Origin of the sequence: Geoglobus acetivorans (genome assembly GCF_039641995.1) — an archaeon.
Classification (GTDB): domain Archaea; phylum Halobacteriota; class Archaeoglobi; order Archaeoglobales; family Archaeoglobaceae; genus Geoglobus; species Geoglobus acetivorans.
The window spans coordinates 1,337,905-1,359,278 of record NZ_CP087714.1; the positions used below are offsets into that span (position 1 = coordinate 1,337,905).

Genomic DNA, 21,374 nt, shown 5'->3' on the forward strand with positions numbered 1-21,374 from the left:
TTAATAATGAAAATTAAAATGGCAACTGTTAAAAAACCACGTTAACCTCCTCTGAAACATGGTTGACAGAGCGGAAAATCTGACGAAGGTGTCGATGGCAGTGATCATGGCAGCGATTATTGCGTTGTCTGCTCAATTGAGCTTTAAGATAGGTCCAGTACCGTATACCATGCAGAATTTCGCCATAATGCTTTCGGGATTCCTGCTCGGACCTTATTACGGAGCAATGGCTGTCATCATCTATCTCGGGATGATCGCCGTTGGACTTCCTTTTGGGGCAGGTGGTGGAGGTCCCGGTGTTCTCATGGGATACACTGCGGGATATTTGTTCGGTTTCGTCTTCTCTGCGAGCCTGGCAGGCATATTCGGCAGGAGATTTGGGGACAGGCCGATCCTTCTATGGATATCCACGTTCGTGGCAGCTTTACCGGCATACCTTCTTGGTTTCGCTGTCTTCTACAAATTTGCTCTTGGAAGTGCCGGTCTTTCGGAATGGGCCCAGAGTGCTGTTGAGAGATTTGGTATTCCTGCCATATCCTTCCCGTTCGTGATATTCGCTGCAACCGTTCTGATCTATATCCCACAGGACATGCTTGTTGACCATTTGCTTGCAGTTGTTGTCTTCAGGTATGTTAGAGAACTGATGAGGCAGAGGGGTGTTCGAATCTGATTGAGTTCCAGATTGAGGAATACGTGTATCCCAGCGGGCAGAAAGGGCTTGCTGGTGTTGCAGGAAGGATAGATGAAAGCTGCTTCATTTCTGGAGGTACGGGGAAGGGGAAAAGCACGCTGCTCAGGACTTTCAATGGCCTAATTCCCGATTTTTATGCAGGGGTATTCAGGGGTAAGGTGAAGGTTCTGGGGGAAAAACCCAGTGCCAGGGTAGCGTACCTGGTTATGCAGAATCCCTACGAGCAGATAACGTCCCTGAAAGTGATTGATGAACTGGTATTTCCAGCAGTACAGGGTGGCGTGAAATATCGGGATGCAAAAAAGGATGCTGAGGCTCTTGCTGAGGAGGTGGGCATCGGACATCTGCTTGGCAGGACAACACACTCTCTCTCGACAGGCGAACTGCAGATCGTGGAAATACTCTCTGCAATCCTCTCTATGAAGAAAGTCCTTCTCATGGATGAACCCTTTGCCCATTTAAGCACAAGGAACGTCAAAAACCTTGTCAAGATAATTGAAGACCTCTTTGCTGTGATTTCAGATCACAGGGTCGAGTTCCGGGAGTTGTTTCCCCAGCACATAGACCTGGGTGCTGACAAAGTGGTCTATCCTGATGTTCCGGCAGAAACTGGTGAGGCAATCTTTGACGGTTCGCTGAGACTGAGAAAAGGCGAAATTATTGCTGTAACCGGTGATAATGGATCGGGGAAAACAACAATGCTGAAAAGGCTGGCAGGGGAGATGAAAAAAGCGAAAATGGATTTTGGAATGGTTCTTCAGAACCCGAATTATCACCTGACTGAAAGAACAGTTGCCCGGGAAGTGGGTGATGAAAGATTTCTAAGAGATTTCGGTCTTGAGGGGCTGAAAGACAGACACCCACACGCTCTGAGCTATGGTCAGGCCAAACGCGTAAGTATTGCAAGGGCGTTCAAACACGACATCCTGCTTCTTGATGAACCTACGGCAGGACAGGACATGTCATTCCGGATGAAACTGATTCATCTGCTGAGAAAATATGGGAAGACTGCCGTGATAGCGACCCATGATGAAAACCTTGCAAAATGCTGTGACGGGGTCGTCAGGCTATGATTCTGCAGAATCTGAACCTTGCCTTAAGTGAGGGAGATCTGGAGGGCAGAACAGCACTCACGTCATCAGTAATGCTCTCCATCTCCATATATCTTTCCGGTTTCAGCCTTTATGTGTCCTTTGCAGTTATTGCGGTTTCCGCACTTTTTTCTGGGGCGAGAAATCTCAGACTGGTTCTGTCTTTTTCTCCGTTTATTGCCCTTATTTTGCTTTCCGGACTGTTCTTCAATATGGGTTATGCGGTCAGGTCTTCACTTGCATTTGCCGGGATACTGTCAACCGGGGCGATAGTCTACTCTTCCAGAATTTCTGAAGTTGCCGGGGCACTTCTCTGGTTGAGGATCCCGCAGAAATACGTGTCTCTCATACAGCTCGCTCTCGCGTCGTTACCTCTTCTGGCAAAGGACCTTGCTGAGATTTTCTGGGCAGTTGATGATTCCGGATTTGCAAAATACAGTAAGGTGATGAAGGCTTTCGTATCTACCTCAGTTCTGCGTTCGATTTCGCTATCCGAAGCGCTTTACTCGAAAAATTTCGCTTACAACCCTGTAGGAGAATTAAGGAAACCGACCGGGAAAGACTCTGTCCTCACTGCAGTATCTCTGCTTTTACTTCTTTCCACAGTTCTTCAAGTTCTCTGACTTCGCCTCTTGCAGTGTATGCTCCATCTGTTTTTTCAACGAACCCTTTATCGTGCAGAAAGTCCAGATGGGCTATGACTTCTGACATTGCCAAGAAAAGCTGATCTTTCCTCCTGAAATGCTCCACCGCTATTTCGTAAGCAGTTTTTCCCTTACAGAGCTTGAAGATTTCGATGCTTCTTCTCTCAAATCCGTTAAGGTATTCTGAGATGAGTTCTCTGTGGTTTTCTATGTGTTTTCTGTGACCTGGGAAAACTTTCTCTATTTCAAGCCCGTAAAGGTATCCGAGCGTCCGTAGGTAATGCTGGAGAACCGGCTTTCTTTTATACCTGCCGTCAGGCTCTATGACCGGATTTGGGGTGATGCCGTTGAGCAGGGTATCTCCTGAGAAGAGGATGCCATGTTCCTCGTTGTACAGCGCAATATGGGAGAACGAATGACCTGGAATGTGAATCACTTCGAATTCATCATCTCCAGCCCTGATCTTTTTTCCCACTTTGGAGCAATTTTTGCACGGGCGTATCAGTTTTGAATACTCCTTGAGGGCGTTTTCCTTCATTTTCCTGGATACCTCTAACGGCATTCCTTCCTCTCCAAAGTGATGATATATGAGCTCAAAATAACTTTTTTCAGCATCATGGATCCTCTCACAGGCGATTTCGTGAGCATACACGTTTTTGAACATATAGGCGGAACCAAAATGGTCAACATGGGGGTGCGTGAGTATGAGCTTGGAACTCTCAAAGTCCATATCCGATTTTTCGAGTTCATTTTTGAGATCATTGATGGATATGGGGAGGTTAATTCCTGCATCAACAACGATTTCGTGGTTTATTATGTACACGTTGGTGTCTCCTACGGGATAAGGGCTGAAAATTTTTGCAAATCTGATTTCCATGAAAGGAAAGTTTATAATTTGACTTATTAAACTTACTCCATGGCTCTCGACACTCTGAAAGATGTTGTTCGAAAAATCGCAAGATCATCCTCAATTGATAAACATCTCGTTGATGAGGTTGTTAAGGACATTCAGAGGGCTCTGATCAGGGCCGATGTTAACGTGAGGCAGGTTAAGGAGATAACCGACGCCATCAAGAAGAGGGCTCTGAGCGATGAGCCCCTGAAGAGCCTGAACCCGAGGGAGCACATAATCAAGATCGTTTATGAAGAGCTGCTTAAGGGGGTTGGAGATGGCCTCGAGATACCTCTCGAGAAGGCCAGAATAATGCTCGTCGGTCTTCAGGGGAGCGGTAAGACAACAACCACCGCAAAGCTCGCCAAGTACTTCAAGGACAGGGGGATGAAGACTGCTGTCATAGCCGCAGACACATGGAGGCCCGCAGCCTACGATCAGCTCAAGCAGCTGGCTGAGAGTATCGGCGTCGGCTTTTACGGTGAGAAGGGAGAGAAGGATGCGGTAAAGATTGTAAAAAGAGGGCTTGAGGAGCTGAAAGACTACGACATGATAATTATCGACACCGCAGGAAGACACGCGCTTGAGGATGAGCTGATAAAAGAGATGGTCGAGATCGAGAAGGTTGCGAAGCCGGACTACAAGTTTCTGGTGCTAGACGCTGCAATAGGTCAGCTCGCCTCAAAACAGGCGCAGGCGTTCCACGATGCAATAGGCATTGATGGTATTGTGATCACCAAGTTCGACGGAACCGCCAAGGGTGGAGGTGCTTTATCTGCAGCAAGGCAGATTCAGATACCCATTGCCTTCATAGGCTCTGGAGAGAGGGTTGACGACCTGGATCGCTTCGATCCTGCTGGTTTCATCTCGAGACTGCTCGGGATGGGGGACATAAAGGCGCTGCTGGAGAAGATAGAGCGGATCACTCAGGAGGAGGAACTCGATCCGGAGAAGTTCCTCAAGGGTGAATTCACGCTGAAGGACGTTTACAAGCAGATTGAGGCGATGAACAAGATGGGGCCGATAAGGAAGGTCTTTGAAATGCTCCCGCTGGGCATGTCAATGAAGGTGGATGATGACGCGCTGGAGATGACCCAGGAGAAGATGAAGAGGTTCAGGGTGATAATGGACTCGATGACTGAGGAGGAGCTTCTCAACCCCAAGATAATAGACGGTTCGAGAATTAGGAGAATAGCCATCGGCAGCGGAACGTCTCCGCAGGAGGTCAAGGAGCTGCTGAAGTACTACAACACCATGAAGAGCCTGATGAAGAGGATGAAGAAGGGCAGGCTGCCGATAAAGGGGCTGAAGATGGGGTTCTGATGTTCTTTTTTAGGTATAACCAACACTTTTTAAACGAAAGGACCAAATCAGAAATGGTTGCCAGGGCGATTATAGGTACTGTGCCTGTTACTGGGCATAGCGATCTGGGATGAACTTGCAGAATTCTGAGGGGGACTTTGTCTGGGGATGGGTTCAGTCCAATCACCAAGTCCGTTAAACCATTGGCGAGAGTCTCAAAGGTTATTCTGGTTTGAGATTTATTTACCGTGGGCAATTCTGGTTATTTTCGTTCATGTTATCCCGAGCCTGTGTTGGCAATACTCGGCAGTTATTACTCAAAAATTTTATAAATAAAAGCCTTCGTATTAAAGAAACAGATATGCCGGCGTTTAATATACTCATGGCGGCTATCGGAATCGCGGGTATCATATCCTCGGCCATCCCGATATATATTATTGGAACAGAAAAAGAAAACTTTAAAAATATTTATGCCTCTTGGCTTAAGTTCAGTCGGTATTTTGCGATATTTGCATTTATCGTCACTTTGATTAGTGTTATGGAGGGCTTTGAGCTATTTTCCGAACATTTGGGTATACATCCTGGAAATTTGGAGATCGTGCACAACATATTTACTCTGGTCATCGGGATAATAATAATCGCATTTTTGATTCCGCTTTCCATTTCAATTTGGAAAGAAAGTGAAAAAACACAGCTGCTGGACAGCTCAGTTTTTTACGGTAAGTTTGGAATTACTCTATTGTATGTTTCAGTTTTTGCGATTATAAGTCATACTTTGAGCAACAGTCCTGATATTGGGCATTTTATCGTAAAGATTTCTGAGATCCTGTACATAGGGTTTTTCCCGACATTCGTATACATTCTCTTAAGATTAATGAAGTACAATGCCATGATAAAAGAGGGAAGGATAATCGTCCCCGCCCATACAATTAATGTGTTTATTGGGGTCGCCGCATCGTTTCTGATGTTTTTTATTGGAGTTGTATTCGAGGCTTTCGGAAATCATTTGATGTATGATTTGATGGAAGTCGGGTCTCTTGCTGTATTTGTTCTCGTGGGTCTGTCATATGGAGCAGAGATGGAAAAAATTTTGAGTATTTCGGAATAACAGTCGGGGAGACGCGATTCAATGTTACTTTTCCTTCCTGTCGACTGGAAGAATGAATAATCTTTATCAAACTTGGAATTTTGATGTCATTGGAATGAAAATCGCAGGAATTGATGAGGCAGGAAAGGGCCCGGTTATCGGTCCACTTGTGGTTTGCGGCGTTGCATGTGATGAAGAATCCCTGAAAAGGCTATCCGAGATAGGAGTCAGGGATTCAAAGAAGCTCACGCCGAAGAGGAGAAGGGAGATTGCTGAGGAGCTGAAAAAACTCGTGAACTGGGAGACAGTAGTTATTCAACCCTCAGAACTTGACAGGATGATGGAGGAGAAGACGATAAATGAAATTCTGAAGGAAACCTGTGCCAGAATCATTTCAAGGCTCAATCCTGACATGGTCTTTGTGGACAGCTTTGATGTAAAACCAGAAAGGCTTGCGAAAGAGCTTGAACGACTGACCGGGAAGAGGGTTGTTGCCAAGCATTATGGCGAAGAAGAGCCTGTTGTTGCCGCGGCTTCAATCATCGCCAAGTGCCTGAGAGATGAAATGGTTGAAAAGTTGAAGGAGGAATATGGCGATTTCGGGAGCGGGTATGCCTCAGACGAGAGAACAAGGAAGTGGCTGGAGGAGAGACTGAAAAACGGCGAGGTTCCGGATATAGTTCGAAGGAAATGGAAGACCGTTGACAGGATGATGCAGGGTTTGAAGCAGAAGAGCCTGTCTGAGTTCTGATCCAATTCTCTGCTGATCTGGCATGCTGGTGTGTTAGTTTTAAAAACTTGTAAAACTTGGCTAAGCCTTTCGTCCTGTGGCAAGTTTTTTAACTGAACTGACTTAAAACTCAACCATGGCCTACGAAGACCTCAGGGAATTCATTGCCAGACTCGAGCAGGAGGGCGAGCTGGCGAGGATAAGCAGGGAGGTTAGCGTTGAGCTTGAAATCACCGAGATTGCGGACAGAGCAGTCAAGCAGAACGGGAAGGCTCTGCTCTTTGAAAACCCGAAGGGCTACGACATCCCCGTTTTGATAAATGCATTTGCCAGCGAGAAGCGCATCAGGCTCGCCCTTGAGACTGAAAGGCTCGAGAGCATTGGAGAAAAGCTTGTGGAGCTTGCGAGAATGAAGCCCGAGTCGGTTCTCGATGGCCTCAGGGCACTATCCTCGGCAAAAGACCTGGTGAGCTTCATACCGAAGAAGGTGAGGAGCGGGCCGGTGAAGGAGGTTGTAGATCGTAACCCCAACCTGCTGAAATTCCCGATTCTGAAGTGCTGGCCCCAGGACGGCGGGAGGTTCATAACGTTCCCGGTTGTAATAACCAGGGACCCTGAAACTGGTGTGCTCAATGCGGGAATGTACAGGATGCAGGTTTTTGATGAAAGAACAACGGGAATGCACTGGCAGATCCACAAGCACGGAGCCCTGCACTACAAAAAGCTGAAGGAGATGGGAGTGGACAGGTTAGAGGTTGCGGTTGCAATTGGCGTTGATCCAGCCACTCTCTACGCCTCAACCGCACCACTGCCGGAGAACATGAGTGAGTTCATGCTCGCTGGCTTCATCAGAAAGAAGAGGCTGAAGATGGTGGACTGTGAGACAGTGGATTTGCAGGTACCTGCTACTGCCGAGATTGTGCTTGAAGGCTACGTGAAGCTGGATGAGTTCAGAGTGGAGGGACCTTTCGGCGATCACACCGGCTACTACACGCCAGCAGAGCCATATCCCGTGTTTCACGTGGAATGCATAACCCACCGCGAGAATCCGATTTACCACGCCACCATCGTCGGAAAGCCCCCTATGGAGGATGCCTGGCTCGGCAAAGCCACGGAGAGGATATTCCTGCCCATGATAAGGATGATTCACCCTGAAATTGTGGACATAAATCTGCCAGTATCGGCCACATTCCACAATCTGGCCGTAGTATCCATAAAGAAGCGCTATCCGGGACATGCGAGGAAGGTCATGTTCTCGATATGGGGCACGGGGATGCTCAGCCTGACTAAGGTCGTGATAGTTGTGGATGAGGACGTGAACGTGCACGACATGAATGAGGTGATGTGGGCTGTCACAAGCAGGTTCGATCCTGCGAGAGATGTTGTGGTAATCCCGGACTCACCCCTCGACAGCCTTGATCATGCCTCATACAAACCAAACCTTGGAGGAAAGCTGGGCATTGATGCAACGAAGAAGTGGAGAGAAGAGGGCTACGAGAGGGAGTGGCCGGACGTTGTTGAGATGGATGAGGAGACCAAGAAGAGGGTGGATGGGTACTGGGATGAGATAAAGAGGATGATTTTCTGAGTAGTGAGAGGGCAATAGCTGACTTTTGCCCAATATTTTTCCCGTTTCTCTAACATTGCCTCAGAACACGCTAAGGCCCAGTGCAGGAAGTATTCTTCAGCTACTCTTTGAAAACTGCATCCTTATGTTTTCAGGTGGGTACGCTATCCATTAGCATCTTTTAAGGTATGGGCCCGGAGGGATTTGAACCCTCGACCGCCCGGTTATGAGCCGGGCGCTCTGACCTGGCTAAGCTACGGGCCCTCGGCTTAACGATACTGAGTAGATTTGTTTATAAGGGTTTTGGGTGCTTCGAATTTAACAAGTGGTTTTTCGGGCTGATATTGTAGGAGATCATGGTGGTGCACGCCTCGGATTGTACAGTCTGTGATTGCCGGTTTAATAGTGCGTATGACAGTAATGGAAGGTTGAAATTCGGTTTGAGCAGTCATAATGGTTTTGATACACTTTTGCAGGATTCCTCCAAACTGTAATCACATTAATCAAAAGGATTATATAGTATGAAAACCAAGATATACTGGGGACGAAGGTCAAACTTCCAAGACTAAAAGCCCAAGGGTTTAGAGCCTAAGGGTTTTTAAATCTCGAAGTTTGACTGAGAGTGGTAAGCACTCGTTGCTGGTGGTGAAAGCTACCAGCAATGTCCCCCCATTACTTGTTACATGCTGTTTGCGTGTGTCTTCAGTTGATATGTCTGGCAGGTTGTTTTTCTTTATTGCTGTATGTTTTTTCTGAGAAATTGACGCTTTACGGTCAAACATCCTCTTCGTAAATTTTCTGCACGATCCTCCTATCGAGTACAAGCTCTTTATCTTTTACGACCAGCCTTTCTAATTTGTTGAGGGCAGTATGGATCGCAAATTCCACGCCCCAGGATTCACTCGTAACAAAGAAGTCCCCCTGATCGCTCCTGAGCCTCATTCTCACGTAGATGAGGGGCAAGTCTCTGTAATACTTCTTGAGCTTTTTTACATATATGAATAGATGCGCCGTCCCGAGAGAATCTTCGAACTTCCTTAGGAATCTCTCCAGATCATTCAGGAGTCCCTCCACTTCAGAGCTTCTCAGGGTTATGCCTTTGGAGATAATCTGTACATTCTGTTCTTTTGAGGTCGTCATCTTTAGGTAATATTCTAGAAAGTCCTTCTTAACGACAATTCCCCCTGCCACGTCGTTTTCCATGACCACGAGGCTCGAAACATTCTTTTCGATCATCAGATTAATAGCTTTGATAACCCTGTCGTTTTTATTGACTGTTACAACTGGTCGACTCATTATACTATCTACCGGTATGGAAAGCGCTTTCTCCCTTTCCTTCATGCTTAAATGTCCGAGTCCCTCGTCTTTTTTGAGAGAAACCACCCGGTCTATTATATCTTTACCGGTGATGATCCCGGTAACCTTGTTTTCTCTATTAACCACAACAACTCTGCTTATGCCATGATTCCTCATGATTGCCAAGGCTTTTGATGCACCATCGCTTGTTTTAACGGTGATGACTTCTGGACTCATAACACTCTGGATTTCAGCGTCTTCAAATACGTCCTTTATACTTTCCAGGAAATCATTAATACGTATTATTCCTATTTCTCCGTTAAGTTTTACAGGAACAAATGGCGTGGAATCCTCTATAAATCTTCTTGCCAATTTTTCCGGAGTCAGTTCGCCAAGACGAACTATTCCAGTTTTTGCGGTAAATCTTCCAATTTTTGTTTCGTCAGGGTTCGTCATCAGGCTCCCTCTGATAAGGTCTTTCTCTCTTATGGCTCCTATGATCTCCCCATTCTTCTCGACAAGCATGGGTCTTTCGTGTTCTGATTCGGCCAGTAGTGAAATTGCCTTTGAAATCGTCTCATCTGCATTAATAATGCTGTAGTCGTCTGTAATAATCTCCAAAAGGCTTTCGTCATTCATGATGTTCCTCCTCGTATGTTTCTGTATGTATTATGAAGTATAAAAATTTAACTATTTATTATCTATTTTGTATTATTTTAATTCTCGATCCTTGAAATTTGTTAAGGATTTGCCGAATTTGCTTCAAAGCCTATAAAGACGAACACATCTCTGGAAGTCGTCATGATGCCACTCTGAACACCACGAAAACTCAGTACTTCAGCAAAATGGTGTTGGAGGGAATCTGTAGTATCCCAAAATTATTTCACAACCCTAAACCCAACTCTTGTGAGAAAACTAACTAACAAGAAAATCAAATGGATCATCAAGCAGCTCAACAAGGGAACTCCAGTAAAGGAAATAGCGGCTGTGATGAGAATAACACCAAGAAGAATTTACCAGATCAAGAAGCAGTACAAAGAAACAGGAGAAATTCCTGAACTAAAACAACCGGGAAGGAAACCAAAGCTAATACCCAAAGAAACAGAGCAGATTATCCTGCAAGCCTACCAAAAGTACAAACTAAGTCCAGTTCCACTGGAAAAGCTGATAGAAAGAGATCACAGCATCCACATCCCCCACAACACCATATACAGAATCATGCTGAAACACAACCTCGTGGTTGAGAACATGAACAAGAAGAAGAGGAGGAAATGGGTTCGATTTGAAAGAACTCATTCCATGAGTCTGTGGCAGGGAGACTGGAAAATGCTTGGAGAGGAGTGGATAATAGCCTTCATGGATGATGCTTCTCGCTTCATAACCTGCCACGGTGTTTTTGATTCTGCAACAACTGAGAACACAGTCAGAGTTCTGAGAAAGGGATTCGCTGAATATGGCATTCCAGATGAGATTCTTACCGATCACGGAACCCAATTTGTTGCTGCAAAAAGCAGAAAGAAGGCCAGGCACAGGTTTAAAGAATTCCTGAAGGAGAATGGAATAAGGCACATCGTTGCCAGAGTAAACCACCCTCAAACCAACGGGAAGATAGAGAGGTTCTTTGGCCTGATGGAGCAGAAGCTAAGCTTGTTTAATTCTGTTGAGGAGTTTGTTTACTGGTACAATCACGTGAAGCCTCACATGAGCCTGAATTTTGATGAGCTTGAGACTCCTTATCAGGCGTTTCTGAGAAAGTTGCCTGCCGAAAGGGTGTTCGAGTTTAGCAGGAGGTGGTTGATTGAGGAGTGAAATTATTTCAGGATACTACAGTGTTGGAGGGAATCGAACCAGAATAAATAGTGCCCGGAGCCGGATTTGAACCGGCGACTATGCGGTCTTCAGCCGCACGCTCTCCCAAGCTGAGCTACCCGGGCGTGTATTCTATCATACACACGAAGGGTATTTTTAATTTTTGGTAGAATCGCTCTCGTTTAGAGCATGGCGATTGGATAAAACACCTACAAGATGGCGGAATTGGAGTTGGAATATGCCGCAAATCTCGATTTATTTTGACTTTCAAAAGAAAAAATTTGAAATTGTGGTTTATTCTGTGACTATCTGATAGCTCTTCAGCAGAACTTCTGAGTTCAGCTTTCCGTGCACGTATGTTTTTCCAGTAGATTTGTCATTGATGACAATCTGAGCAGGGGCGAAAAGGTGCGGGTCTATCTTGTAGAAATCGTAGTTTGCATCCTTGAATATTTCATAAAATGGCTTGCCGTAGTCTCTGCTCGTGTTGCTCGGGACGTTTTTCAGTATCTCATCGTATTCTGTCACAGTCAGATACACGCTTCCGTAATACAGCATGCTATCGTTTGTGGCCCCCATCGCTTTGAGGTCATTTTCCAGGATTGGTGCTATGGGACATTTTCCTGCCCCATAGAGTATTTTCTTTGGATCGTATCCGATTTCCGCCATCTTGTATATTCCGGTCTCGACGATTCTGCCTGAAATCTGAACGCTGCCGACGATGCTTGCTGTTGGTGCAACAACCGCATAGAGGTCTTCTGGGTCCACATCGCACTCCTTTGCTATGTGTTCCATGACCTTTTCATCTGGCAGTTTGTTCGCCTCAAGTGCTATGACTGCATAGCTGGCATCGTCTTTGTAGTCAATCAGCTCGTAAGTCTTCTTCGGTTTCAGTGCCAGAGCCCTTGCAGGGCCACTTCCCATGGCGAAGTACTTGTCAACGCTAATGGCCCATCCTGCCTTCTGGCTTCCGAGGCATGCAACTGCGGGATGGTCTGTATACTCGGTAATGAACGCAAACGGTATGTCGTTCACATAGTCCACAACTATGTCGATCTTGGCGAGACCTCCCATGCAGATTTCAGTGTACATTATTCCGGCTTCATAGCTGCCGGGTACATTCACACCGCAGTCTATGACCGTGGCACCGTTTTCAAGCTTCTTTGACTCAATTCTAAGCTCTTCCTCAAAATCAAGCATGTCTTCAACTATGTTCAGAGCCAGCTCATTTACGCTTATCAATTCTACCACCTCTTTTCATCTCTCGCATTTTTAATGTTTAAACCTTGTGCTTTTTTTCGAGATAGTTGATGAGATTGTCTACCATAATCTCGCACAGCCTGTTGTGCTCTTCGATTCTTTCCTTACTTTCTTCGATTATACTCTCTGGCACACCTTCCGTTGTTTTAACCCATTTCTCAATTAATTCCAGCGTCATTTCGATGTGGAACTGTATTCCCACAGCTTCTCCAATTCTGAAGCCCTGGTTTGGAACTTCTTTTCCACTGAAAAGCATTGTTGCGTTGTCTGGTATGTCAAACGTGTCTCCATGCCACTGGAATACTTCCAGCTTTTCTGGAAAACCTCTGAAAAGCTCGTCTTCACGGACTTTATCAATCCAGAACCACCCTATCTCCTTCCTGTAGGGGTATACTCTCTTTCCAAAAGAGCCAGCAATAAGCTGGGATCCGAGACACACTCCAAGAATTGGCTTTTTATCATAGTTCTTGGCTATTAGATCCATTTCCCATTTCAGGAACGGGTACTTTTCAGCCTCATAAACTCCCATCGGTCCCCCAAGGATTATATATCCATCTCCATCGACTTTTCTCTCCCCATTCCAGGCTTCGCAGTACTCATATTCGACACCCTTCTCCCTGAAAAGTTCCTCGATGTATCCGAGGCCCTCTGCCCTGTGATTTTTTATGGCGAGAATTTTCATGGTCTGATTTATCGGCAGCCCAAATATAAATGTACTCCCGAAAAGATTACACTCGTGGGGGTTAGATTGAATTTGGAATGCTTATCTTCGTCACTGTGCAGTCAGTGGGGGGCAGTTCATAGATTTACAGGCTCTGAAATGCATATTGAGTTGTGTGGACAAAACTCCGAAGGTGACTGAAAAATTGAACACATGCTATTCTGTTAGGTATGGGGTGCGCCAAAATGGGCGACATCGAACAGAGTACTATGGCTGTGACAGCCTGCTCACCTTCTCTGTATCATTTTGCCAATCAAGTCAAACAGATGTATATTTGTTTTTCTTGGGTATACTCTGTTTAGAGACCAGATCCTAATCAGGGTAAAACCGCTCTGAACCCTGAAAATCCCTTTCAGCAATCTATAAATTCTGTTTCTGTCCATTATGGCCTCACCCCTGTTTTCAGTTTTATTCGACGTCTCCAAATTTGTTGTCTGCATGGATATTCAAATGGATGTAGAATATAAGGTTTTTCGGCATCTGTATGCTTCAGAGTCTATATTATGTTCAGGGTCTCTGCAGTTTTAAGCTCTCTTTCGCATTACGTTTGCTCAGGATTCTTCTTTTTTATCGGAATGCCCAACAAAAACTTAATGACCACTTTTCCAGAATGCACCTCTGTGAAATTCACTATAATCGCAGAGGATGGGATGGCAAGAAGGGCCGTTCTGAAAATAAATGGAAAGAGGCTTGATACGCCCGCATTCGTCCCGGTGGCAACTCTTGCAAGCGTCAGGGGGCTGGATGTGAGGGATCTGAGGGAAATGGGAGTCCAGGCGGTGATATCGAACACGTACCATCTGCACATGAAGCCAGGTGATGAGCTCATCAGGCAGTACGGTGGTATTCACAGATTCATGAACTATGATGGTATTGTTATGACTGACTCCGGAGGTTTTCAGGCGTTCTCTCTCGGTTTTGGGATGGAGCATGGAGTTGGAAAGATTGCCGACAACATCTTCCTCGAAGGTTTGAAATCAGCAGAATACAGGGGCGAAAGGTGGGCGTTCGTGGATGATGACGGTGTTACGTTCAGGGACCCACTTTACAGCAGGAAGGCGAGATTCACTCCGGAAATCAGCATGAGGATACAGTCCAATCTTGGCAGTGACATCATATTTGCCTTCGACGAATGCACGTCTCCCCTTTCAAACTACGATTACACAAAAAAGGCCCTTGAGAGAACCCACAAGTGGGCACTGAGGTGCCTTGAGGCTTATGACCGAAAGCAGAAAATATTTGGTATAGTTCAGGGTGGGGAGTACAGGGATTTGAGGGAAAAATCTGCCAGGTTCATAAACTCTCTGCCCTTTGACGGTTTCGGCATCGGTGGCTCACTTGGGAAGAGCAAGAGAGACATGCTCAACATTCTCGAGTGGGTCATTCCACTGCTTGACAGAGAGAAACCTGTCCATCTTCTCGGCATTGGAGGTGTGGAAGATATTTTCGAGGGTGTGGAGCGCGGGGTTGATACATTTGACTGTGTAACTCCGACAAGGTGGGCAAGGAGAGGAGTTCTTTTCGTATCCCCTTTCAGCGGAGGAAACAGAAGAAACAAGTTCAGGGTGCACATCAAAAGGAGTGAGTTCAGGCTTGATGACAGACCTCTCGACGAGTGGTGTGATTGTTTTGTGTGTCAGAACCACTCGAGAGCATATCTGCGACACCTTTTCAAGGCCAACGAATTAACGTTTTTCAGACTTGCGTCATACCACAACGTTTATTTTATGGTGAAGCTTATGCGAGAAATTAGAGAGAGCATCGTTTTAGGCAGGTTTTTTGAGCTTAAAAAAACATGGCTTGGTGCCTGATTCCTATCTTTTTAAAGATCTGGCCAGCCTGCAGAGCTTCTCCACTTTTTCAACGGATATCTCATCTCCTGCTTTAAAGTAGCTGCCGACAATAAATCCATCAGCGTACTCTGCAAACCGAGCAATATTTGATGGATTGACGCCGCTTCCAGCAAAGACCGGAATGTTAACTGACTCTTTAATCTCTTTCAGTTCAGTTAGGTCAGGAGCCATGCCCGTCTTCTTTCCGGTTACAATGAGCGCATCCGCAAATGTCCTTTCGATGTTTTCGAGATAGTCCTCAATGGCCGCAAAATGCACTGCATGTTTCACGTTTATGTCCGCATAAACCTCTGCCTTCAGATCAATCATTCGCATGTATCTTGCGAGCGTGGCTGCTGCAGGCTCGAGGAAACCCTCCGGTGCTGCCGATGGAAATGCTGCCTGGTTCACCCTTATGAACTCTGCCCCAACAGCCTTTGCAATTGCGCAGGATGCGATAGCGTCGTTTCTCAGCACATTTACGCCTACGGGTATGTGGGTCTCTCTCTGGATTTCTTTTATCACGGCAGTCATGCATGCCACAGTCTCTTTTCCGACTTCTTTGAGATATGGAGAATCTCCGTAGTTCTCCACGAGAATCGCAGAAACCCCTCCTTCTTCGAGCCTCCTTGCGCTTCTGACCGCATGCTCAATAACCTCGCTAAAATTGCTGTAGCGCGGTGATCCCGGCAGGGGTTTTAAATGAAGTACTCCAATTATCATTCTAAGAACTTTTCTCCTTCTTCAGTTATCACGTAAACGCCTTTTTCAGGGGAATCAAGCAGACCCTTTTTTCTTAGTGGTGCAAGTCTGCAGGACACCTTCGAAGTGGGAACTCCAAGCTTTTCTGCTATCTCCTTGGCTTTTGCAGGTTTGCCGAGTTCGGCAAGGGCTTTCAAAATTGCCCTGTTCATATCCTCTGCCATACTGCTAAATTGGTATGCTTGGATATAAATTTTGTCAGAATGATAAGGAAACTGATTTAAATCTGTGTGCCTTCTGCATAACATGAGCAAGGTTGTGCTGTGTTATTCAGGTGGCCTTGACACCACCGTTTGCATTCCTCTGCTTAAAGAGCGCTACGGTTTTGCTGAGGTGATCACGGTTACGGTTGATGTGGGCCAGCCAGAGAGTGAAGTCAGGAGGGCTGAGGAGAGGGGTAAGAGATACGCTGACAGACATTACACCGTGGATGCCAAGGAGGAGTTCGTAAATGCCGTTTTTCAGCTTGTAAAGGCCAACGGAGACTATGAGGGTTATGTGCTTGGTACTGCACTCGCAAGGCCGATAATTGCTGAAAAGGTTGCTGAGGTTGCGAAAAAGGAGAATGCAGATGCTGTGGCTCACGGAGCTACCGGAAAGGGAAATGATCAGCTCAGGTTCGATAACATTTTCCTTCAGCACGGGTTCAAGGTCATAGCTCCTATGAGAGAGCTTAACCTTACACGGGAGTGGGAGATAGAGTATGCGAATGAGCATGGTATCGACATTCCCGTAACGAAGGACAAGCCCTGGAGCATTGATGAGAACATCTGGAGCAGGAGTATAGAGGGTGGGAAGCTTGAGGACCCATCCTATGTTCCCCCTGACGAAATATACGAGTGGACTAAGGGCGGTAAAACGGAAGAAGAGATAATAACTATAGAGTTTGAAAAGGGAATACCGGTAGCTCTCAACGGTAAGAAAATGAATGGGATAGAGCTGATTATGGCGCTCAATGAAATCGGAGGAAAGCACAGGATTGGCCGGACTGACATGATGGAGGACAGGGTTCTTGGTCTCAAGGCGAGGGAAAATTACGAGCATCCCGCGGCCACAATCCTCATCACCGCACATAGAGATCTCGAAAAGCTGGTTTTGAGCAGAAGAGAGCTGAAATTTAAGAGATTCGTGGAGGAGGAGTGGGCGGAACTTGTTTACTACGGTTTGGTAAACGATCCTCTCTTCCACGCTCTCAACGCCTTCATAGACAAAACTCAGGAGAGGGTTACCGGCTGGGTGAAACTGAAGCTCGGAGATGGATATGTTATGCCCGTAGCGAGAGATTCGGAGTATTCACTGTATGACGAGGAACTAACGTCCTTTGACTCCATTGTCGTGGATCAGTCACTCGCAGAGGGTTTCTCTATGTTTCACGGTCTTCAGGGGAGAGTGTTTTACCGGGTTGTGAAAAACAGGAGAAATTAGATATCAACAACGACGAAAGCATACCAGGCATCTTTTCTTTTTTCAACAGTGAAATTGTGGAGCGTTATGGCTTTTGGCTCCATTTTGACCTTCTCCGGACTGAGAATATCTCCTTTAAGAACTCCTCTCGCTGTAAATCCATCACTCTCCTCGACTTCCACCTCTACAAGTTTCCCCGCAAATTTCTCGGTGTCGAAAAGGTACAGCAGTTCATTGAGCCATGAGTACAGCAGGTAGTCCACCGAATCCTCATGGACATGGACTTCCCTGATAGTATCTGCCTTCAATTCTTCGACATAGGCAAAGGCATCGTAAAAAGCGAGAGATGCATCTCTCAGAAGCTCTGAGATCGTCTCTGCTACAATCTCAAATGCGGTATCTGCGGTGTGGTCGATGAACCGGTACATACTGGTACTGGCTGAAGACGTTTAAAAAATGTTGGCAGAAGTTTAATTAGCAATCGTGCCCGAGAATCTCTGCCATGATTCGGAAACTCAACTTCAAGGGATGTAACTGCTACCTGATAGATGATTCCGGAAAGACCTATCTTGTGGACACGGGAACTCCTGGAAACCTGAAAAGGGCTAAGAAGTGCATAGGAAATCTGGACGGGATCATCCTGACCCATGCCCATTACGATCACGCTGGCAGCGCTTTTGAGATCTCGGAGTTTTTCTCGTGTGAGGTGTATGCGCACATTGCAGAACACCCATATCTTGAAGGCAGGGGGGAGTTTCAGTTCAATGGATTTGTGGGCAGGATGATAAAAAGGCTTGAGTCGCTAAGACCGATGAAATTGATTCAGGCTGAGGACGTTGAAAAGCTCAGGCTGAGAGAGTTTGATGTTGTCCATGTTCCCGGTCACACTCCTGGAAGCATCATGCTTCTGAAGGGGAATGAGGCGATCGTGGGAGATCTCATCAGATTGAGAAAGAAACGCTTTATTGCGGGGGAGTATGTTGTGAGACCATCCTCAAGAAACTTCAACTGGAACCAGAGTGAGTATGTCAAAAGCCTTGAGAAACTGGGAAACCTCACACCTCTGAAAGTTTATCCCGGTCATGGTGTGAGCATCACTCTGGAAAGGAGCTTCATGGAAGGGCTGGGAGTCCGGAGAAGATGAACTGGAATAGGTTTCGGGAAGAGACTCTGGAAAAGTACAGAAAAGCGGAAATTGATGGGTGGATCAAACCCATAACCGATGATATTAATTCGGCTGAGTGTTTTGTTACTCTCTCGAGCTGTGCTGGACGGTTTGCGGTAATGGATATGCCCGAGTTTGGAGATAAGAGAAACTCTGTTTTTCTCGGAAAGTGGCACGATGTGCCGGCAGTGGAGGATGTATTGAATGCCATTCGAAGAGGTGTCATGGAGACGTGGTTCATGCTCCATCCACCAATACTTCACGTGTCCTGCAAAGATCTGGAATCTGCCCGCATTTTGCTCGATATTCTCAGAAAATCAGGGTTCAGAAGGGCAGGAATAATATCCTTAAAAAGGATGGTTGTGGAGATTGCCGGGCAGGAAAGGATTGAATTCATAGCGGCGAGAAACGGACAGGTTTTCACGGATGCTGTTGTTCTCAGAGAGAACTACCTTGAGGCGGTGAAAAAGCTGGAAATGGGCAGAAAGAGGTTTGAAAAATTCCACAGCATTTTCAGAGAAGTTTTTCTATAATCTCCGGGTTTGCCGAAACCTCCATCGGCTTCTCGCATACTCTTATTATCTCCTCAGGATCCTTCAGCAGGTTCCCAGTTGCTATGCATACAACAGTGTCATAATCCAACTCTTCTTTCAGGAACCCTGCGAGACTCGAAGCACTGGCTGGTTCCACTCCCACGCCCTGCTTTGCAAGGAATTTCTGTGCCTCGACTATTTCGCTGTCAGTAACTCTGAGAACTCTCCCGCCAGAATCATAGATCGCCTGAAGCGCTTTTTTCGCGTTCACGGGATTTCCTATCCTGATAGCCGTTGCAATGGTCTCCGGGTTGCTGACTGGCTCAATTTCATCCTTATTCTGGACAAATGCTTTGTACACGGGATCTGCACCTTCTGCCTGAACGCCAACCATTTCGGGAATGTTGTCAGTGTATCCAGCCTCTTTTAGTTCTCTGAATCCTTTGTATATTGCTGAGATATTGCCTGCATTTCCTATGGGGACAAATACTGCATCCGGAACGTATCCGAGCTGGTCCACTATTTCATACGCTATGGTTTTCTGACCTTCAAGCCTGAACGGGTTGATCGAATTCAGAAGGTATATTTCATTCCTTTCAGTAAGCTTTCGAACGATTTTTAATGCAGCGTCAAAATTGCCCTTTATTGCTATGACTCTGGCTCCGTGCATCATTGCCTGGGTCAGTTTTCCCAGAGCAACCTTGCCCGATGGAAGAATGACGTATGCTTTCAGTGAGGCTCTTGCAGCATACATCGCCATTGAGGCAGAGGTATTTCCTGTAGAAGCGCACATCACGCTTCTTTTTTTCAACTCCAAGGCTTTCGTTATTCCGACGGTCATGCCTCTGTCCTTGAACGATCCTGAGGGGTTGAGGCCTTCGTGTTTGATATAGACCCTGGAGCTTTTGCCTGTTTTCAGTGAATACAGAGGAGTACCACCTTCAAATAATGTTACGGGGTCAGTTTTAACGGGAATAAGGCTTCTGTACTTCCATAACGTGATGTTGTTACCATCAAGCCTGAAGTCTGCATTGCTCAGGTCGACAATGACCTCTAACAGCCCTCCACACTTCGTGCAGGTGTACAGAGAATCTGTTTCGTATTCTTCCCCACATTCAATGCATCTGAGTAGATACATGAAAAAAGGAAAGGAGGGTTTTTTATAAATTTACTCTTTTGACTCGGGTGGCCAGTTCTTTTCCAGCCAGCCCTTTATTCTTCCGGAATCCATTGGTCCAACGAAAACGCTCCAGCCTGTTTCGTCTTCAATGGCACCCTGCAATCTCGCAGCAAGTCCGGGGATCACCAGGTTTTTGTGGTTCACCTTCTGCTCTATGCCGGTCTGCTGAATCAAATCCTTGACTTTTGCAGCGGTGAACTGTCCTCCTGCAACACTGACCTCAACACCGAGACCTTCGGTGTCAAGCACGAGGAGCCATCCCTTTATGTTGTTGCTGGAAAGGTCGCTCTCCACGGTATAGTATGTCAGGGCAAAGTTTGTGGTTATGAATACTGGGTCCTCCGGTCCTGGGCTGTTGATCTCTCTGAGGCCAGGCTCGACCTGCACTGGTGTCCTCGGGTCAGTGTATATGTTGTATCTGAGGATGACTGAAGGCATGACTGTGTACTGCTCGAGGTTTCTGAATATCATGATGTCTGCATACTTTACAATGAATGTTCCTGCGATAACTGCCTCCCAGTAACCTTTCGTAACCTCATCTCCCTCAACAAGCCATGCCGCTATTGGTGTGACCATTATCGGATATGCTACGTCCTTATCCTCTCCGAGAATTCCCGTCCTTCTGAGCTGCACGACTCTCTCGAATGTACCTCTCAAGCCATCTCCGAGAGGTTCGGTAACCGGATCGAGGACTATCTCCTTCACTCCCGCATCTTTGAAGGTTTTTGCCATGCTCTTCAGAGTGTCGAGGTTCTTGCTTCTCAATGTAACCGGGACATTGAATTCAAGAGCAAGCTGGAGGAAATCCTTCCAGTTATCTTCTGTTGCGGCGTAGATCAGAGGTTTCTTATCTGCAACCTCTTCAAGTGCTGCTCTCATGCATTCTGGATTCAGGCTTATCAGGATCATTGGTTTTCCATATTCGGAGACCTTCTTTGCAACACTTCTGAATTTCTCCGGGTCGTTGGAGGTGCATCTTACGGCGATACCTTCAAGAGTTATGTAATCTCCAACGTAGAATTTCCTGTATTCAACAACTTTCTTACATCTCTCATCGATCTGGGCTTCATCCAGCGTATCCCATACGTCGAAGAAGAACGGTGGTGGGTTGAAGAATGTGAGCTCATGTCTGTGAAGCACGTCTTCTCCGCCTATTTTTACGGCAGACTCACCTGTTCCTATTACAACCTCGGCAACCTCGGGAGATGTTAATTCGATAAGCTCGTTAAGTTTTTTCTCAAATTTTTTGTCCGTTTTTGCCTTTTCGACAAGAGGTGGGCAGTCTGTGGGCTTGACACTTCTGTCTATGATTTGGGCAGCAAAGCTCATGCAGGTATCATATCCACATTCACCGCAGTTTGTCTGTGGAAGGAATTTGTAAACCTCAAGGGGACTTTTTACCTTCATC

21 protein-coding genes and 2 tRNA genes are annotated in these 21,374 nt (G+C 46.3%); 12 read left to right on the plus strand and 11 right to left on the minus strand.

All coding sequences use genetic code 11. The features are described from left to right. Positions 1 to 58 precede the first annotated feature (58 nt). Genes LPQ35_RS07850 through LPQ35_RS07860 form a run of 3 tightly spaced genes read left to right on the plus strand, consistent with a single transcriptional unit; the run spans position 59 to position 2,405 of the window. Entirely contained in the window at positions 59 to 670 is a 612-nt protein-coding gene (locus tag LPQ35_RS07850; protein WP_193808480.1) for a biotin transporter BioY, read from the plus strand. A 23-nt stretch (positions 671 to 693) separates the two neighbouring features. Then, a complete protein-coding gene (locus tag LPQ35_RS07855; protein ID WP_346297611.1) occupies positions 694 to 1,764 on the plus strand; it encodes an ATP-binding cassette domain-containing protein in 1,071 nt (356 codons plus the stop codon). Then, positions 1,761 to 2,405, plus strand: coding sequence for a hypothetical protein (locus LPQ35_RS07860; protein ID WP_193808481.1), 645 nt, complete (start codon positions 1,761 to 1,763; stop codon positions 2,403 to 2,405). The genes LPQ35_RS07855 and LPQ35_RS07860 overlap by 4 nt, the downstream gene beginning before the upstream one ends. Here the strand turns inward: LPQ35_RS07860 and LPQ35_RS07865 are convergent. Then, positions 2,353 to 3,303: an MBL fold metallo-hydrolase gene (locus LPQ35_RS07865; RefSeq protein WP_193808482.1), complete on the minus strand. Its 951-nt coding sequence runs from the start codon at positions 3,301 to 3,303 to the stop codon at positions 2,353 to 2,355. The genes LPQ35_RS07860 and LPQ35_RS07865 overlap by 53 nt on opposite strands. 39 nt (positions 3,304 to 3,342) lie before the next feature. Here LPQ35_RS07865 and LPQ35_RS07870 point away from each other — a divergent pair, with 39 nt between their 5' ends. The 4 genes from LPQ35_RS07870 to LPQ35_RS07885 all read left to right on the plus strand — a co-directional run bounded on the left by LPQ35_RS07870 (position 3,343) and on the right by LPQ35_RS07885 (position 8,025). Next, positions 3,343 to 4,641: a signal recognition particle receptor subunit alpha gene (locus LPQ35_RS07870; protein WP_193808483.1), complete on the plus strand. Its 1,299-nt coding sequence runs from the start codon at positions 3,343 to 3,345 to the stop codon at positions 4,639 to 4,641. Between the two features lie 340 nt (positions 4,642 to 4,981). Then, positions 4,982 to 5,728 carry a hypothetical protein gene (locus tag LPQ35_RS07875; protein WP_193808484.1) on the plus strand — a complete coding sequence of 249 codons (747 nt, stop codon included), beginning with the start codon at positions 4,982 to 4,984 and terminating at the stop codon, positions 5,726 to 5,728. Between the two features lie 94 nt (positions 5,729 to 5,822). Next, positions 5,823 to 6,458, plus strand: coding sequence for a ribonuclease HII (rnhB, locus tag LPQ35_RS07880; protein ID WP_193808485.1), 636 nt, complete (start codon positions 5,823 to 5,825; stop codon positions 6,456 to 6,458). A 115-nt stretch (positions 6,459 to 6,573) separates the two neighbouring features. Then, positions 6,574 to 8,025, plus strand: a complete 1,452-nt coding sequence (locus tag LPQ35_RS07885) for a menaquinone biosynthesis decarboxylase (protein ID WP_193808486.1) — start codon at positions 6,574 to 6,576, stop codon at positions 8,023 to 8,025. A gap of 168 nt (positions 8,026 to 8,193) precedes the next feature. Here the strand turns inward: LPQ35_RS07885 and LPQ35_RS07890 are convergent. Continuing rightward, positions 8,194 to 8,268 (minus strand) — tRNA-Ile (locus tag LPQ35_RS07890). A 510-nt stretch (positions 8,269 to 8,778) separates the two neighbouring features. Next, positions 8,779 to 9,939, minus strand: a complete 1,161-nt coding sequence (locus tag LPQ35_RS07895) for a CBS domain-containing protein (RefSeq protein WP_193808487.1) — start codon at positions 9,937 to 9,939, stop codon at positions 8,779 to 8,781. Positions 9,940 to 10,206: 267 nt separating this feature from the next. On the opposite strand from LPQ35_RS07895, the gene LPQ35_RS07900 reads away from it, so the two are divergent. Next, positions 10,207 to 11,109: an IS481 family transposase gene (locus LPQ35_RS07900; RefSeq protein WP_193808488.1), complete on the plus strand. Its 903-nt coding sequence runs from the start codon at positions 10,207 to 10,209 to the stop codon at positions 11,107 to 11,109. 51 nt (positions 11,110 to 11,160) lie between these two features. On the opposite strand, the gene LPQ35_RS07905 is transcribed toward LPQ35_RS07900, so the two are convergent. The 3 genes from LPQ35_RS07905 to LPQ35_RS07915 form a co-directional block, all read right to left on the minus strand. Further along, positions 11,161 to 11,234 (minus strand) — tRNA-Phe (locus LPQ35_RS07905). Positions 11,235 to 11,403: 169 nt separating this feature from the next. Then, a complete protein-coding gene (gene mch / locus LPQ35_RS07910) occupies positions 11,404 to 12,351 on the minus strand; it encodes a methenyltetrahydromethanopterin cyclohydrolase (RefSeq protein ID WP_193808526.1) in 948 nt (315 codons plus the stop codon). 37 nt (positions 12,352 to 12,388) lie between these two features. Continuing rightward, positions 12,389 to 13,051 carry a glutamine amidotransferase-related protein gene (locus tag LPQ35_RS07915; RefSeq protein WP_193808489.1) on the minus strand — a complete coding sequence of 221 codons (663 nt, stop codon included), beginning with the start codon at positions 13,049 to 13,051 and terminating at the stop codon, positions 12,389 to 12,391. A 659-nt stretch (positions 13,052 to 13,710) separates the two neighbouring features. On the opposite strand from LPQ35_RS07915, the gene tgt reads away from it, so the two are divergent. After that, positions 13,711 to 14,901, plus strand: a complete 1,191-nt coding sequence (tgt, locus tag LPQ35_RS07920; RefSeq protein ID WP_346297612.1) for a tRNA guanosine(34) transglycosylase Tgt — start codon at positions 13,711 to 13,713, stop codon at positions 14,899 to 14,901. A gap of 3 nt (positions 14,902 to 14,904) precedes the next feature. Here the strand turns inward: tgt and LPQ35_RS07925 are convergent, their stop codons facing one another. Together LPQ35_RS07925 and LPQ35_RS07930 are read right to left on the minus strand one after the other, a co-directional pair. Beyond that, positions 14,905 to 15,645: a BtpA/SgcQ family protein gene (locus tag LPQ35_RS07925; protein WP_193808491.1), complete on the minus strand. Its 741-nt coding sequence runs from the start codon at positions 15,643 to 15,645 to the stop codon at positions 14,905 to 14,907. After that, complete coding sequence (locus LPQ35_RS07930) at positions 15,642 to 15,848, minus strand: ArsR family transcriptional regulator (RefSeq protein ID WP_193808492.1); 207 nt, start codon at positions 15,846 to 15,848, stop codon at positions 15,642 to 15,644. The genes LPQ35_RS07925 and LPQ35_RS07930 overlap by 4 nt, the downstream gene beginning before the upstream one ends. Before the next feature lie 82 nt (positions 15,849 to 15,930). On the opposite strand from LPQ35_RS07930, the gene LPQ35_RS07935 reads away from it, so the two are divergent. Further along, on the plus strand, positions 15,931 to 17,109 hold the full coding sequence (locus tag LPQ35_RS07935) for an argininosuccinate synthase (RefSeq protein ID WP_193808493.1): 1,179 nt from the start codon (positions 15,931 to 15,933) through the stop codon (positions 17,107 to 17,109). Here the strand turns inward: LPQ35_RS07935 and LPQ35_RS07940 are convergent. After that, entirely contained in the window at positions 17,106 to 17,516 is a 411-nt protein-coding gene (locus LPQ35_RS07940; RefSeq protein ID WP_193808494.1) for an archease, read from the minus strand. The genes LPQ35_RS07935 and LPQ35_RS07940 overlap by 4 nt on opposite strands. A gap of 74 nt (positions 17,517 to 17,590) precedes the next feature. Here LPQ35_RS07940 and LPQ35_RS07945 point away from each other — a divergent pair, with 74 nt between their 5' ends. Beyond that, on the plus strand, positions 17,591 to 18,232 hold the full coding sequence (locus LPQ35_RS07945) for an MBL fold metallo-hydrolase (protein WP_193808495.1): 642 nt from the start codon (positions 17,591 to 17,593) through the stop codon (positions 18,230 to 18,232). Continuing rightward, positions 18,229 to 18,786 carry a tRNA-wybutosine modification methyltransferase TYW3 gene (locus LPQ35_RS07950; protein ID WP_193808496.1) on the plus strand — a complete coding sequence of 186 codons (558 nt, stop codon included), beginning with the start codon at positions 18,229 to 18,231 and terminating at the stop codon, positions 18,784 to 18,786. The genes LPQ35_RS07945 and LPQ35_RS07950 overlap by 4 nt, the downstream gene beginning before the upstream one ends. On the opposite strand, the gene thrC is transcribed toward LPQ35_RS07950, so the two are convergent. Together thrC and acsC are read right to left on the minus strand one after the other, a co-directional pair. Further along, positions 18,767 to 19,924 carry a threonine synthase gene (thrC, locus tag LPQ35_RS07955; RefSeq protein WP_193808497.1) on the minus strand — a complete coding sequence of 386 codons (1,158 nt, stop codon included), beginning with the start codon at positions 19,922 to 19,924 and terminating at the stop codon, positions 18,767 to 18,769. The two genes, LPQ35_RS07950 and thrC, sit on opposite strands and share 20 nt — an antisense overlap. 30 nt (positions 19,925 to 19,954) lie before the next feature. Further along, on the minus strand, positions 19,955 to 21,373 hold the full coding sequence (gene acsC, locus LPQ35_RS07960; RefSeq protein WP_193808498.1) for an acetyl-CoA decarbonylase/synthase complex subunit gamma: 1,419 nt from the start codon (positions 21,371 to 21,373) through the stop codon (positions 19,955 to 19,957). Position 21,374: the final 1 nt, after the last annotated feature.

What these genes read in the sequence shown, in the direction of transcription:
- LPQ35_RS07870 (WP_193808483.1), top strand. Translation starts at nt 3,343, where the DNA reads ATGGCTCTCGACACTCTGAAAGATGTTGTTCGAAAAATCGCAAGATCA.
- rnhB (WP_193808485.1), top strand. Translation starts at nt 5,823, where the DNA reads ATGAAAATCGCAGGAATTGATGAGGCAGGAAAGGGCCCGGTTATCGGT.
- LPQ35_RS07885 (WP_193808486.1), top strand. Translation starts at nt 6,574, where the DNA reads ATGGCCTACGAAGACCTCAGGGAATTCATTGCCAGACTCGAGCAGGAG.
- LPQ35_RS07850 (WP_193808480.1), top strand. Translation starts at nt 59, where the DNA reads ATGGTTGACAGAGCGGAAAATCTGACGAAGGTGTCGATGGCAGTGATC.
- LPQ35_RS07945 (WP_193808495.1), top strand. Translation starts at nt 17,591, where the DNA reads ATGATTCGGAAACTCAACTTCAAGGGATGTAACTGCTACCTGATAGAT.
- LPQ35_RS07895 (WP_193808487.1), bottom strand. Translation starts at nt 9,939, where the DNA reads ATGAATGACGAAAGCCTTTTGGAGATTATTACAGACGACTACAGCATT.
- LPQ35_RS07860 (WP_193808481.1), top strand. Translation starts at nt 1,761, where the DNA reads ATGATTCTGCAGAATCTGAACCTTGCCTTAAGTGAGGGAGATCTGGAG.
- LPQ35_RS07875 (WP_193808484.1), top strand. Translation starts at nt 4,982, where the DNA reads ATGCCGGCGTTTAATATACTCATGGCGGCTATCGGAATCGCGGGTATC.
- thrC (WP_193808497.1), bottom strand. Translation starts at nt 19,924, where the DNA reads ATGTATCTACTCAGATGCATTGAATGTGGGGAAGAATACGAAACAGAT.
- LPQ35_RS07930 (WP_193808492.1), bottom strand. Translation starts at nt 15,848, where the DNA reads ATGGCAGAGGATATGAACAGGGCAATTTTGAAAGCCCTTGCCGAACTC.
- LPQ35_RS07915 (WP_193808489.1), bottom strand. Translation starts at nt 13,051, where the DNA reads ATGAAAATTCTCGCCATAAAAAATCACAGGGCAGAGGGCCTCGGATAC.
- acsC (WP_193808498.1), bottom strand. Translation starts at nt 21,373, where the DNA reads ATGAAGGTAAAAAGTCCCCTTGAGGTTTACAAATTCCTTCCACAGACA.
- LPQ35_RS07935 (WP_193808493.1), top strand. Translation starts at nt 15,931, where the DNA reads ATGAGCAAGGTTGTGCTGTGTTATTCAGGTGGCCTTGACACCACCGTT.
- LPQ35_RS07940 (WP_193808494.1), bottom strand. Translation starts at nt 17,516, where the DNA reads ATGTACCGGTTCATCGACCACACCGCAGATACCGCATTTGAGATTGTA.
- LPQ35_RS07925 (WP_193808491.1), bottom strand. Translation starts at nt 15,645, where the DNA reads ATGATAATTGGAGTACTTCATTTAAAACCCCTGCCGGGATCACCGCGC.
- LPQ35_RS07865 (WP_193808482.1), bottom strand. Translation starts at nt 3,303, where the DNA reads ATGGAAATCAGATTTGCAAAAATTTTCAGCCCTTATCCCGTAGGAGAC.
- LPQ35_RS07950 (WP_193808496.1), top strand. Translation starts at nt 18,229, where the DNA reads ATGAACTGGAATAGGTTTCGGGAAGAGACTCTGGAAAAGTACAGAAAA.